The sequence below is a fragment of the Cronbergia sp. UHCC 0137 genome, from assembly GCF_034932285.1.
In the GTDB taxonomy this organism is placed as follows: Bacteria; Cyanobacteriota; Cyanobacteriia; order Cyanobacteriales; family Nostocaceae; genus Cronbergia.
Map to the genome: position 1 here is coordinate 4,797 of NZ_JAYGHC010000052.1, position 13,975 is coordinate 18,771.

Here is a 13,975-nt window from a genome sequence, read left to right on the forward strand (position 1 = left end):
TCTTTGGTTTATATGCCTAACGGCACGCTACGCTATCAGCAAACCTTACTTAGCTTGGTTTGTTTCGCGCAAACAGACAATAGATTTGATCTCTTGTAGGGTGCGTCAGACCCGATAATTTAGGAAACAACAGATTTTTTATATCTGACGCACCGCACTGATTTAGATCAAGTCAGGTGCGTCAGAATCTGAAAGTTAGTGATTTTAGTCTCAATTATTCTGTCTGACGCACCCTACACAAAATAAATCCTGAAACTAGGCAATTTCGTTTATACATATCATCTGCATTTTGTACAGTGCGTAAGTCCTAATTCCTTATGGCGAAGAAATTATTGTGATCAAACTTAACAATCCCAGGAAAACAGATTTTTTCTAGATTTCCTGCCTAGTTTTTCGACCTGAGTATCGGTAAGAATAGAAATTAGCAAACTGTTTCCTCAGAAACTAATTTTTAGATATGAGCAATACCAGTAATTTTCGTGAAGCATTCCGTAATGCTCAAAACCATAGCCTAATTGGACCTAATGTCATAGCCAACGCCCTCCCTTATGTTGGTGGTGGACTAATTCTCACCGCATTAGGAACCTATGGAGGTTTGGGAGTTATTCGTTCTAACCCTGGATTATTCTTCACCACCTTTATCGGTGCGGTAATTCTGGAGTTAATTCTGTTTTTTGTTGCCCAAAATGTAGCTGAAAAAGGTAACAAAAACGTTGCCCTACCACTATTGGGGATTTATAGCCTTTTATCTGGTTATACCCTAAGTGGTTTGGTATTCATGGCCTTGAGAACCCAAGGAGTAGGGATTCAGGGAATTGGCATTGCGGCCTTGAGTTGTGGTGTGACGTTTATTTTTGCCCGTCAAATTGGTTCTAACTTGTCAGAAGCAGACGGTATGGCTTTGACCAAAACCATCTATTTAGGCTTAATAGCCTTGGTGGTTGTTTGTCTGACTCAGTTTGTATTTTCCCTATTTGGCGTTTATGTACCTAATTGGTTAGAAATTGGTATTTCCGGTTTGGGAGTGTTTCTGTTCGTTGGGGCTTCTGTGGTTGATTTCTACATTTTACCCCGCACCTATCGCAATGATCAATACCTGCGGGCGGCATTGTCGATGTATCTGACTTACATTAACTTGTTTGTTTTTATCTTGCGGTTGCTAATTGCTTTAAATAGACGGTAATTGACAATAGGTAGTTATTCAGCCGTGGTTCACCGGAAAGAGCCACGGTTTTTTATGGGTGGTTGTTCAAAAAATAGTCCCAGTTAAAGTTAAAATCAATAAAAAGAGCGATCGCTTAAAATTCAAATAGCTCTAAACTTAATCAATCTCTATGGATGTCCTAGAACTAAAACGCGAAATCGAGATATTATCTAACCGCCTGGGTAAAACCCAGGACTATCTTTGACGTACCTGCATTAACAGCCAAAATTCAAGACCTGGAACAAATATCCGCCCAACCAGAATTTTGGGACGACCAAACCCAGGCACAAGAAACATTACAAGAACTCAATGATCTCAAATCTCACATAGAACAGTATCACCAATGGCAAGCTAATCTGGAAGATACTAGAGCAGTGGTTGAACTATTGGAGTTAGAAACCGACGAAGCCCTACTCCAAGAAGCGGAATCTACTGTTACGAAACTCAGTCATGACCTCGACCAGTGGGAATTACAGCAATTACTCTCTGGCCTCTACGACGATAAAGGTGCGGTATTAACGATTAACGCCGGCGCTGGTGGCACAGATGCCCAAGACTGGGCTTTTATGTTGATGCGAATGTACACCCGTTGGGCAGAAGATCACGGTTATAAAGTCACTTTGGCGGAAGAATCAGAAGGTGATGAAGCTGGAATTAAGTCAGCTACCCTGGAAATTACTGGCCGCTATGCCTATGGTTACTTGCGTTCAGAAACAGGTACTCATCGTTTAGTGCGGATTTCTCCCTTTAATGCCAATGGTAAACGACAGACGAGTTTTGCTGGGGTGGAAGTGATGCCTCAAATAGATAACTCTGTCAAATTAGATATTCCAGAAAAGGATTTAGAAATTACGACAACTAGGGCTGGTGGTAAAGGTGGGCAAAACGTCAACAAGGTAGAAACAGCCGTGCGTATCGTTCACTTACCAACTGGTTTAGCTGTCCGTTGCACAGAAGAACGTTCTCAGTTGCAAAATAAAGAAAAAGCCCTCGCTCGTCTTAAAGCTAAGTTGTTGGTAATAGCCAAAGAACAGCGTGCCAAAGAAATCGCCGAAATTCGTGGTGATATGGTAGAGGCTTCTTGGGGTAATCAAATTCGCAACTATGTATTTCACCCTTATCAAATGGTCAAGGATTTACGGACAAATATCGAAACTACGGCAGTTGGTGATGTCATGGATGGTGAACTTGATATGTTTATTCAAGCATATTTACGCCAAGAAAATCAACTTGTTGATAGTTCTATTTGATAGTTCTATTTGATGTTTTTTTACTAGGATAGTACGGCGTAAATAAACCAACCATTTAAATTGCTAAAAAGTCTATACTACCTTCTTTGCGGTACTAGGACACTCTCCGCGTACAGGATGTTTGGGAATGACAATAAGTTTGATTTAGTTCCAGCCTCTCATTTTGATATTATCTTGGTGGGTAGTATTGGGGGTTCATTAGAGGAGGTTGATAAGTCCCCGTTGGCATAGAGTTAACAGCACCATTAGGTAAAATGGGAGTCATCACCTGGGGCTGAATAAAGGGCTGAATAGGTTGCTGATAGGTAGTTGAGGGTATATTGTTTGTGGGTGTCAGGGCAACTTGGCTAAAATGTTCGTAAGCAGTACGAGAAATGCTACTAATGAGCTTTTGGGCGCTAGGATCGTTGTTGGGACGTTGTACCATGACAGCAGCGATGTAACGCTTACCAGTAGGAACATCAATTAAACCTGCATCGGCCAACATGGTGGCAATATCCCCGGTTTTGTGGTATGCTTTTGCCCCTGTTCCCAACCCTGATGGGAGTAGATTATCTCTTTCTGTACGGCGCATTATATCTAACATCAAATCCCGCGATCGCATACTGACAAAATTCCCCTGATTTACCATTGACAGTAAGTTCACCAACTCCCCCGGACTTGTGGTATTTGTACCTGTTAAATCTGGTAGTGGATTACGAATTGCGGTATTTGCCAAGCCCCAAGTACGAAAACGCTCGTTTAAAACCTCCATGCCCCCCAAACGGGTAATTAACATATTTGTGGCTGTATTGTCACTAATTGTAATCATTTTAGTGGCAATCTCTAAGGCTGAATACTGTGAACCTACGGTTTGGTATTGTAAATTTCCCGAACCACCAGCCAACATTTCCTTTTGCATAGTTAGCATTTCATCCAGGCGGATTTTACCTGCATCTACATCTTGGAAAAAAGCCACTAATATCGGCAGCTTAATGGTACTGGCGGCGGGGAAACTGGTAGTTCCGTTTATATCTACATAAGCACCATTATCTAAGTCAATCATAAAAACCCCGGTGGTGAGTTTGGGGTTGGCTGTGATTAGATTCTGCACAGCAGTTTTCAGGGTAGTAATTTCTTGGGATAAAAATAAACTAGAAGTATTGACAGAGGAGTTAGATTGTGCTTGAGATTGTCCCGTTGTCTTCATCAGTGAGGCATTAGTTAAGCGATTAGCTGGATCTAGTACAGATAATAGCGTACCAACAATTGCTCCTATGCCTACACCCACAATCAACAACCGCAAGGTGTACAAAAGTGTTCTAGCCATGGGCTTTAAACGTGTTTTCCGTGAGCCGCGTCTGTCTAGTGTTGGGGAACCCTGTTTTTGTATCCGTACAGTTTTAATTTTTGTCCCACCAAGTGGAGATGGTGGATTTTTGCTGGTTTTAATTTGTCTACCGCTAGGGGGAATAGCTACCTCTGTCCGTAACCTCTTTAGCCCTCCAGAGGGGATGGAAGCAGGACTGGTATGTGGATTGAGGCGTTTTAATACCATAGTTTCTGCTGTGGTAGACCCTTGCGGCTGGCTTGTAGCTTTCTTAGGTTTTGCCTTTGGGGTTTGACGTTGACGTTGACGACGCGGTAAAGGTTCCCGTCGTGAGATAGGTATTAGCTTGTCACTTGATTCTGGCACTGCTACTCCTTAGTTACCCACTGCACTTTATAATTGGTAGATGTTCGACCGAAAACGGATTATTCAAGCACCCTGTTACTCAGATTTCCTGAATGGAATCAAGTAGCATTTTTGTGTTTAGTTTAGGCCATGTTAATCGTTTTGGGTGATAATTGGGTGAATATTCAGGGATTAATTACAAGTTGTCTGGCTGAGTTTGGTTTTTGAGCGCCCATTCTATTTGTCGCAACATCCCCCGCAGCATAGCCACTTCGGTAGTTTGCAGGTGAGCGCGGTTATAGAGATGACGAAACTTTTCCATTCGACTTGCTGCTGTATGGGGGTAAAGATAACCGATGGACAGCAATAGAGATTCTAATTCCTGGTAATAGGGTTCGACAACATCTAAAGTTGCTGCTTCAGTTGCGGGTATATCATAATTTGGAAAGGTTTCCGCTAATTGTGACAATTCGTAACAACAAATGGCAACAGCAGTTGCTAAATTCAGGGATGGATAATCTGGATTGGCGGGAATGTAAATTAACCTTTGGGCATAATTGAGTTCTTCGTTGGTTAATCCCCTGTCTTCTCTACCAAAAATCAGGGCTACGGGCTTGTCTGGTTCTGCTAATAACCAAGGTAAGGCCTTACGGGGACTGTCTAGGGGTATTTCCCAACTACAATCGCGGCCAAGGGTAGCAGCAGCCCGGACACATCCTGCTAAGGCTTGTGGTAAAGTGGGGACGATGATGGCATTTGCTAGAATATCTTTGGCGTGGACTGCCATTTTTAAGGCTTCAAAGGAAGAGCGATCGCACTGAGGATTAACTAATACTAAGTTTTGTAAACCAAAGTTTTTCATTACCCTAGCAACAGAACCTAAATTCAACGGACCGGCTGGTTCTACCAACACAATTTTTATCCCAGCCAAGCCCATGTTTTTCCTCCTACCAAAGAAATCTAAATATTTTTGTTTCTATGATAACTTAATACAGTTTTTAGTTGGATGAAATACATCATAGCCCCCCTGACAGGTGTAGGGTGGGGTGTTACGGCTGCGGGAAAACCCTTTAACTTTAACTATTGACATAAGTTGCTTTTTCAATTAAGTTAGATACGTCAGAATCTAAAAATTAGTGTTTTTAGCCTAAATTATTCCGTCTCACGCACCCTAAAATAATTTTCTCAAAATACAGCTTTTATTCCTACCCATTGAGTCACATTAGCCATTCCTCGCCAACCTAAAAACTTACCAATTGGTTCGGCTCGTTGAATAGCAATGCGGGTGAAATTTCCTCCCACTTTGTGATACCATGTAAATAGGATTTGCTCACCTTCTAAAGTTACAACATTGGCAACTAATCGCCCACCAGGACGGAGTGCATTCCAACAAATATCAAATATATCTGGTGCTGTTACACCACCACCAATAAAAATAGCATCTGGTGTGGGTAAATCTTGAATAACTTGGGGTGCTTTACCTGTGATAATTTGCAGATTGGGTGTACCCAAAACCTGAGCATTATCTGTAATATAGCCGATTCTCTGGGAATTTTGCTCGATCGCGATCGCTCTACATTTCACATTACTCCGCATCCATTCTATGGAAATAGAACCACAACCAGCCCCTACATCCCACAGTAATTGTCCTGGTAAAGGTGCTAAACTAGATAAAGTTATTGCCCTAATTTCCCGTTTCGTTAGTTGTCCATCATGGTGAAAAGCATGATCTGGTAGTCCGGCTATTCTCGACAATGGCAAAACTCCATCATTGGCGATACAATCAACAGCAATAATATTTAAAGCCGCAATTTCTGTTTCATTCCAAGTCGCCGCAATCCCTGTTAAAATCCTTTCTTCACTTCCACCAAGTCTTTCTAAAACTGTAATTTTACTACCACCATAACCGCGATTTGTCAACATTTCTGCCACAATTTCCGGGGTTTTTTGACCCTCACTCAAAATCAATAATTTAGCACCAGGATAAATGTAAGATTGGAGTAGGGAAGGGGGACGACCGCACAAACTTAAATTTTCTATTTCTGTGAAAGACCATCCCAATTTGGAACAAGCTAGACTAATAGAAGAAGGTGCGGGAACAATGGTAATTTCGGAAATGGGAATGTGTTGGAGAAGGGTGACACCAACACCATAAAACAAAGGATCACCACTGGCTAAAACACAAACTGATTTACCTCGAAAATTGGTGATTTCGTCTATTGAAGTCTGAAAGGGCGATTTCCAGGGGATTCGCTGACGCTGATGATCTGGGGGTAGCATAGCAAGATGGCGTTCCCCACCGATGATAATTGTAGCTTGGTTCAGGAGAGAAAGAGCGATCGCGCTTAATCCCTCTAGTCCGTCTTCCCCTATTCCGACTATTGATAGCCATTTGTTCATTACCAAGAAATATTAATTTATTGAACCGCAAAGACGCAAAGAACGCGAAGAAGAATTTTAGGCGTTGCTGAATTGAGGTATGAAAGTTGAAAATTCCATCTCCCACACTCTTACTCTCTGCGCCTCTGCGTCTCTGCGTGAAATAAAATCATACTTTCACTCAGCAACACCGAATTTTATTCTGTCTTTAATAATTAAATCATCACTGCTTCCCGAACCTTGACCATTTCCCCAGTCAAACTAAAAGGACGAACTTCAGTAATTTTGACTTGTACCAATTTTCCTTTCAGTTCATTGATATCACCAGTAAAGAACGTCAACCGATTTCCCCCAGTGCGTCCCATTACCTGAGTTGTGTCTTTGAGATTTTGGTCTTCTACTAATACTTCTTCGATTCTGCCAAAATAACGCTGCGATCGCTCTGCTGCTTTTACATTAACCAAACGGTTTAATCTTTGCAAGCGATCGCTTTTTACCTCTTCACTCAATTGATTATCCCACAAAGCCGCAGGTGTACCCGGTCGGGGTGAATAAGCCGCAGTATTTAATAAATCAAAACCAATATCTTCTACCAATTTCATTGTATTTTCAAACTGTTCCTCCGTTTCCCCCGGAAAACCCACAATTGCATCGGCACTAATCGACGCATCTTGCATATAATGGCGAATTGTGTCAATAATCCGGCGATATTTCTCATGAGTATAACCCCGTGACATCGCCTTCAATAACTCATTATCCCCCGATTGAAAGGGAATATGGAAATGTTCGCACACCTTGGGTAATTCTGCACAAGCCTTAATTAGTCGTTCTGTAAAATAACGTGGGTGACTCGTTGCAAATCTTAACCGTTCAATTCCCGGCACATCATGAACATAATAGAGTAAATCTGTCAATGTATTGAGGTGACGGCCTTCGGGAGTGGTCCCTGGTAAATCTCTACCGTAAGCATCAATATTTTGACCAAGCAGAGTAACTTCTTTGTAGCCTTGTTTCCCCAATTCTACCATTTCCGCCCGAATTGCTGCCGGTGTGCGCGACTGTTCCACACCCCGCACATTGGGAACAACACAATAAGTACAACGTTCATTACAGCCATAAATCACATTTACCCAAGCTGTAACTTTACTATCTCGCCGTGGTTGGGTGATATCTTCTATAATATGCACCGCTTCCGTCGCCACAACTTGATTACCTTGAAAAACCGACTCTAGCAAATCCTTGAGCCGATTTGCGTGTTGGGGACCCATTACCAAATCTAATTCTGGCACACGACGCAAAAGAGCTTCCCCCTCTTGCTGGGCAACACAACCTGCTACAATCAAAGTTAAATCAGGCTGTTCGTGCTTACGCTTGGCTTGTCTACCCAAATAAGAATAAACTTTCTGCTCCGCATTATCCCGGATGGTGCAAGTATTATAAAGAATTAAATCTGCAAGATTTGGCTGTTCTGACCACTCAAAGCCCATATCCTCCAGTACGCCAGCCATGCGTTCAGAGTCGGCTTTATTCATTTGACAACCGAAAGTAACAATGTGGTAGCGACGGGGTGAACTGGTCATAGGAAATTACGCTTAATTCAGTTTAATTTATATTAATTATATTAAATCTATCCCCTATTATACAGTCTGTAGGGTGCGTCAGACAGAATAATTTAGGCTAAAATCACTAAGAGAACTCCACAAAAAACATGATCCAATTCGTTACATCAAAATAAGGACGTATTACAATACTTGTCGGTTAAGCTAAAAACATTAAATCAGGTAGGTTGGGGAGTCATCGCCTTGGACGGGTTTCCCGGCTTGTGGCGAATGACGTTTGACGTTAGGAAACCCAACATTTACGGGCTTTTGTTGGGTTGCGCTGTCGCTTAACCCAACCTATAAAAACTGTAATTGATCCTTTATCAGCGTTAATCTGCGTTTAATTCCTCTTCCTCTTGTAGCACAAATATTTGATCAAGTAGTTTGTGGCTAACAATCATCTGTAAAATAATATTATTGATTCCAACTTAATTCATCAAAAGTTTAAACTCATTTATTAACTATTCTGCTATCTATAATTAAATAAAATATTTGTATATTTAGTTATTTTTTAAAGGTTTGTAATTGGTATATACTAACAGAATCAAAACTTCATTAACATCACACAGCGTAAATTATTATGAACCAGTACGTTAAAATTATTACAATCAATGGTAGTTTCAACAGTAATACTTCCTCAGAATTTCAGCAAAATATCGCCGAAATTGTACAAACCAATACAAAAATTGTTTTAGTAGACTTTCAGAATGTGATTTTCATGGATAGTTCTGGCTTAGGTGCTTTAATATTAGCTTTTAAAGCCCTGAAGAAAGCAAATATTAAAATGGTTCTCTGTTCAATTAATCAACAAGTCAAAATATTATTTGAGTTAACAAGTATGGATGATATATTTGAAATTTATCCTAATCAAGATGCCTTTAATCAGATGTTCAGTTCTACCATAAATCGAATTTAACTTGGAGAATAGATAAATCATCCTCGAAAGCCTCCTTGGAGTTTAAATTGATTAAATAATTCAGAATGTAGTCAAGTTCATTCTTAACAGAATGCTGTAAACTAACTAATAGCTGAATAAATCGATCTAAACTCCAAAGAGTACCATCTGGTTGATTAATTTCGTAAGCACCATCACTAAAAATATAAAGAGTGCTGAATAATTCAATCTGACAAAAACCATCAACATATTTTGCTTCAGGAAACATACCTACTGGCATTCCAGGGGTTTTCAACAGTTTAACTTCTGTGTTATCGGCAAATTCTCCAGATATTAATATTGCTGGGGGATGTCCAGCACTAGAATAAACTAACTGACGACTAACTCGATTATAAACTCCATACCAAATAGTAAAGTATTTGTCATTTTTATAATTTATTTGAAATGTTTCATTTAAAGCTGCAAGTACATGACTTGGTTGATAATAATTTAGTCCTTTGAGTGCGCGAGAACGAAGTAAATTTAAGACAGAAATCGAAGGAAGTGTGGCTCTAAGTCCATGTCCGGCAGTATCTAATAAATAAATTGCTAAATAATCACAATCAAGCCAAAAGTAATCAAAACAATCACCACCCAATTGTCGGGAGGGAATAAATTGGGAATTAATTATTAGCGGTTCAGTTAAAGGTGGTGGTAGGAGGGATTTTACATATTCTGCTGCTTCTTTTAGTTCTGTTTCTAAAAGTAACTTTTGAGTTTGTAAATCCCTACTTAGTTGATGTAGACGCAATCCCGCTCTTACTCGTGCTTGTAATTCATTTTGCTCAATAGGTTTAGAAATAAAGTCATCAGCACCAGCATCTAGTCCTTTAACTCTATCAGCAACAGAATCTAATGATGTTAATAAAATAAAAAATGTAGTAGATAAATTAGGATCTTTTTTAATCCGGCTACATACTTCTAAGCCATTTAAACCAGGCATCATCCAATCGCAGATAATTAGGGCTGGAGAACAGGCTAAGGTATGTAAAATTCCTTCTGTTCCGGTACTAGCAGTGATTACTTGATAACCCTGTTTTTCCAACATTCTTTTTAGTAGAACTTGTATGGCAATATCATCATCAATTACTAATATTTGATACATAGGAAAAAGGTTAATAATAATTTAAAGGTATGAAAAATATCGCAAAATCTTTAGCTTGCCCTGGCGACTAGAAGTCGCAGCTACACAGACAAAACCCACCTCCGTGGGTTTCAAACCCTTAATCTTTCCTTAGTCCACGCAGGTGGACTTGGCTTGTGTAGTAGTGTATCCCTTACGGAAGCCGGAGGCTCTATTATATTCGCCCAAAACTTTTCAAACATCCTCTTAGGGTGGACAAACCCCACCCTCTAGCCTATTAAATAAAAATTATGGAGCAGAGAGGGGATTTAACCAGAGGAGCATAGAGCGTTTTAGTTGGTTTAAATCACGGTAAACTTCTTGTTTAAACCATTGTCCTACGGCATCGAAGGGAGTAAAAGAATTTCCTGTTTGCCATTTAATATCTTGTCCTAAAGGTGTAGTATGATTTCCGGGTAAAGTTTGAACTGTCACCATTTCTGGAAAGCGGGTTTGTAATATTTTAGTTAAAGTTGCTGATTGATCAAGGTTATCATTACTAAATTTAATCAATAAATTACGGCGGATTTGATATTGTTTTTGCACTAATTGGTCAGTTTCTAAAGGTGTGGGGGTAAACTCAATTGCAAAGGACGAATTTAATTGTTCCACTAGGGGTATAGCTTCTTTAGCAGTAAAGTTGTTGAAAGAAATTAAAATATTTCCTGCCCGTTCTACTGAATAGAGACTACCAATTAACAAATGAAGTTTGCAACCCATACTATGTCCGATGCCATAGGTAGGGAGATAGAGTTTGCGTAATTCTCCTGAGTCCTGTAAACGTTCTAGGGTGCGATCAAAATTCAGGAGTGTGGTTTGAGCGATCGCTATATGATCTAGAGTATTAACAAAGGGTGTGGCAATAATCACGTAACCTTTGCTGGCGATATTTTCTAGTAAACCCCGGTAAGTCAGATGTGGTGCGGTGGCAACGAAAGCACCACCTAAGAAATGAATAATACCGATGGGATTGGCAGGAATGACTACCCAGTTGCCTCTAATTTCTTTCCAGTCCATGTTGATGTGCGATGCCTATGACAAGCGATCGCTAATTTGATATTCTCTAATGGTAGACCGGAGAGTGTAACCTTGACATATCGAAAATAAAAAATTATTTTTTGTTTTGATTTTAACTCTGTTCTTGTAAGCGTTTCATTTCATACTGCACATCTAAGGCAATTTGCAAAGCCTCATTTAATAATCTTCCATGTTCAGTTGCCTGTTCTGTAACTTGCATGGAAGCTAAAGTGGCTAAATTATTGGCAAATAGTTCAGAATTACGCAAAATGAAGTTCTTATTTTCTCGGAGAATCCTTTCTGTTTTTAAAGCCCTAACTAAATCTGTTTTAGTTAACATTAAAGCAGCAATCACTCTATCTCGTTGCTGTATACTTACTTCCGAATTACCAACTGCTTCTATTTGATCATTAATATCTATAGCCTTAATCACAGCATTATATCTTTCAACATCATTCAGCAAAATTTGTAGTGAATTTGTCATATTTTTTCTGAGAAATTTACTCTTCCTCTGCCAAATAAAATATAATATTGTTTGTATTAATCCACCAGTCCAAAAACCAAATCCAAGTAATATAATCCAAGCAGGTAAATCTAGCCATGGGGCAAATAATTTTACACTGATATCAAATAATAGATAGGAAAAAACAAAAGCAGAGATTCCAATAAAAATTACAGTCGCACCTTCAGCACCTTTAATCTTTTTTATTAGTTCTTCCCCCCATTTTTTGAGAGGATTAGTAATGATGATTAATCCATCATTAACAGGTAAATTAGTCAATGCTTGCAATTCTTGATGACTAATATCTAATCCCTGTAAATCATCTCGCACAGTTTACCAATCCTTGTCACAATAATGATTTAATCGTCAGGATTCAGCGATTAGCTTGTATATGTTAGCTGACGGCTGAATGTTTGTATTTAATCTAATATAGCAATCAAATTTCAAGAATGGTAATTTAGTTAGGCACTTTATCCAAAATTATCAGAACTTACCCACGGGATAGGAAACATCATGGTTCAATACTTCCCAGTTAAGGAGTGTAGAGACGTTCCATGGAACGTCTCTACAGGGGTTTTCGGTTCACAAATTTGCTTAACCGAACAGTATTGCATCAGGGTTGAAGATTACTAGGGAAGTTTCACAACTGCGTAAGTCCTAATGATTTTAGAGTCCTAATTTTTTAGATAAAAATGCCTTTTGATACCATTTATCCCTAGCATTCAACAACAATTGCCTATAGTTTCAGCCAAAAGAGTGTTGACAAGCCGACCTACTTATTACCTATCACCTGCATCAATAGTTTAAAGCAATCCTGCTGATTCATACAATCTTCTGATCATGGCTGTAATTTTTTTACCATAGTCTAAATCTGCTGACCATCTTCCTGCTAATTGTTCGACTAAGGGAGCAATTCCTCTAGTTACAAATCTAAATCTGGGATCTACTTCTTCTTGTACCAAAGGTTCTAAACTGGCATAAGCTTTTAAATGTTGAATATGCGCTCTCACACCAATTCTCGCACTCCCAAAAGAAGCTGCTTCTGTTCCACCACCAATAGCGCCTAAACCCGCAAAGTTATTTTGTTGAGGTTTAACATCTCCACCAAAACGTAAAAATCCAGTTTCTAAACACATTTGACAAAAGGCAATATCATGATTGACACCTTCAATGGTGGCTTCTTCTCGATAGAGTTTTGGCACGTCAGGAAACTGAATCAGGGCGTTTTCATAGTTATTTCTCAAAAAGATTTGTAACTGTACTTCTGAGGTATTACCATGAGAGATAATCTGATCCATATTTCCAGTACAAACTGTTAAAATTGAGCGTAATTTAAGAGTACGGCTGGCGCTATCCCAACCAATAGCAACTTGAAATTCTCTTAGTTCAATTGCTTTAACATATACTACACGTCGATAGGTAATACGACGCACTTCAGGGGCTTTTGATAAATCAATTCGTAAGCGATCTACTAAATCAATGGGGATGTAAGAGTTACCATTAATTAATATCCCTTGCTCTGGATAATTTTGTCCGTTAATGTTAATATTAATAGCTGGATAATTGGCTTCTGGGGCATTTGCTGGACTGGGATCAATGGCTCGACTCCAAGATGTGAGTCCATCAACAATACCCAAAGCAAAGTCACGACGACGAGTTTGTAGCAAAGCCCGATCCTCTGGATTGCTGAGAAAACCTACTTGGAACAATAAAGCAGCGATCGCTGTCTGACGACAAAATTGCAAACTACCCAAACCGCTATTTGTATCTGGTTTAGCACCCCGATTTGGTAATTGTGGTACACGGCGTAGTAATCCTAACAACAGCATTTCTGCATGAGTTTTACGCTGATCGTTGTTGGCAATATAAAAAACACTAGCCCCCCGAACAGTTGGGTTACTAGCAGCATCAGAATGAACTTCTAGGGCGACATCAGTAGAACGAGCGCGAGAATTAATCCAGGCGATCGTTTGGGCGGCGCTCAAATCATCAGGAACAGCCAAAACCTCAAAACTCCGGGCCCTGAGTTCCGTGACAATCAAATCCCGCAAAAGGATCATTTCTCTAGCTTCAGTCGTTCCCCCAGCGATCGCCCCAGGGTCACTTGCTCCCGCTTCCTTACCGCCATGTGCCGCCGAAATAAAAATACGTCCCATACTTTAGTTTTCCCGTTGTTAAACGTCTAAATCAGCAATTTTGTCAATTATTTTGCTTCCAGCAACAACAATATAATAGATATCATTGGTGATTGGTAATGGGTGATTGGTAATGGGTCATGGGTAATGGGTGATTGGTAATGGGTGATTGGTAA

11 protein-coding genes are annotated in these 13,975 nt (G+C 39.8%); 3 read left to right on the forward strand and 8 right to left on the reverse strand.

The window, feature by feature from the left end:
* The first annotated feature begins 457 nt into the window (after positions 1-457).
* Together VB711_RS20985 and prfB are read left to right on the forward strand one after the other, a co-directional pair.
* Positions 458-1,183, forward strand: a complete 726-nt coding sequence (locus tag VB711_RS20985; RefSeq protein WP_323288230.1) for a Bax inhibitor-1 family protein — start codon at positions 458-460, stop codon at positions 1,181-1,183.
* A gap of 151 nt (positions 1,184-1,334) precedes the next feature.
* Positions 1,335-2,454, forward strand: a protein-coding gene (gene prfB, locus VB711_RS20990; protein ID WP_323288231.1) for a peptide chain release factor 2 whose coding sequence is annotated in 2 segments (ribosomal slippage) — positions 1,335-1,406 and positions 1,408-2,454 — 1,119 coding nt in all. Because the reading frame shifts where the segments join, the coding sequence is not laid out codon by codon here.
* A 169-nt stretch (positions 2,455-2,623) separates the two neighbouring features.
* Here prfB and VB711_RS20995 read toward each other — a convergent pair.
* The 4 genes from VB711_RS20995 to miaB all read right to left on the reverse strand — a co-directional run bounded on the left by VB711_RS20995 (position 2,624) and on the right by miaB (position 8,067).
* Positions 2,624-4,129, reverse strand: a complete 1,506-nt coding sequence (locus tag VB711_RS20995) for a serine hydrolase (RefSeq protein ID WP_323288232.1) — start codon at positions 4,127-4,129, stop codon at positions 2,624-2,626.
* 175 nt (positions 4,130-4,304) lie between these two features.
* Positions 4,305-5,045 carry an RNA methyltransferase gene (locus VB711_RS21000; RefSeq protein WP_323288233.1) on the reverse strand — a complete coding sequence of 247 codons (741 nt, stop codon included), beginning with the start codon at positions 5,043-5,045 and terminating at the stop codon, positions 4,305-4,307.
* A 248-nt stretch (positions 5,046-5,293) separates the two neighbouring features.
* Positions 5,294-6,508 carry a precorrin-6y C5,15-methyltransferase (decarboxylating) subunit CbiE gene (cbiE, locus tag VB711_RS21005; protein ID WP_323288235.1) on the reverse strand — a complete coding sequence of 405 codons (1,215 nt, stop codon included), beginning with the start codon at positions 6,506-6,508 and terminating at the stop codon, positions 5,294-5,296.
* A gap of 194 nt (positions 6,509-6,702) precedes the next feature.
* Entirely contained in the window at positions 6,703-8,067 is a 1,365-nt protein-coding gene (gene miaB / locus VB711_RS21010) for a tRNA (N6-isopentenyl adenosine(37)-C2)-methylthiotransferase MiaB (protein ID WP_323288236.1), read from the reverse strand.
* A 601-nt stretch (positions 8,068-8,668) separates the two neighbouring features.
* On the opposite strand from miaB, the gene VB711_RS21015 reads away from it, so the two are divergent.
* A complete protein-coding gene (locus tag VB711_RS21015) occupies positions 8,669-9,004 on the forward strand; it encodes an STAS domain-containing protein (protein ID WP_323288238.1) in 336 nt (111 codons plus the stop codon).
* Here the strand turns inward: VB711_RS21015 and VB711_RS21020 are convergent.
* The 4 genes from VB711_RS21020 to VB711_RS21035 all read right to left on the reverse strand — a co-directional run bounded on the left by VB711_RS21020 (position 8,985) and on the right by VB711_RS21035 (position 13,820).
* On the reverse strand, positions 8,985-10,127 hold the full coding sequence (locus tag VB711_RS21020) for a PP2C family protein-serine/threonine phosphatase (RefSeq protein ID WP_323288240.1): 1,143 nt from the start codon (positions 10,125-10,127) through the stop codon (positions 8,985-8,987). The genes VB711_RS21015 and VB711_RS21020 overlap by 20 nt on opposite strands.
* Positions 10,128-10,394: 267 nt before the next feature.
* Entirely contained in the window at positions 10,395-11,162 is a 768-nt protein-coding gene (locus VB711_RS21025) for a DUF1350 family protein (RefSeq protein ID WP_323288241.1), read from the reverse strand.
* Between the two features lie 112 nt (positions 11,163-11,274).
* Positions 11,275-11,994 carry a hypothetical protein gene (locus tag VB711_RS21030; RefSeq protein WP_323288242.1) on the reverse strand — a complete coding sequence of 240 codons (720 nt, stop codon included), beginning with the start codon at positions 11,992-11,994 and terminating at the stop codon, positions 11,275-11,277.
* A 473-nt stretch (positions 11,995-12,467) separates the two neighbouring features.
* Positions 12,468-13,820, reverse strand: coding sequence for an N-acetylmuramoyl-L-alanine amidase (locus tag VB711_RS21035; protein ID WP_323288243.1), 1,353 nt, complete (start codon positions 13,818-13,820; stop codon positions 12,468-12,470).
* Positions 13,821-13,975 lie beyond the last annotated feature (155 nt).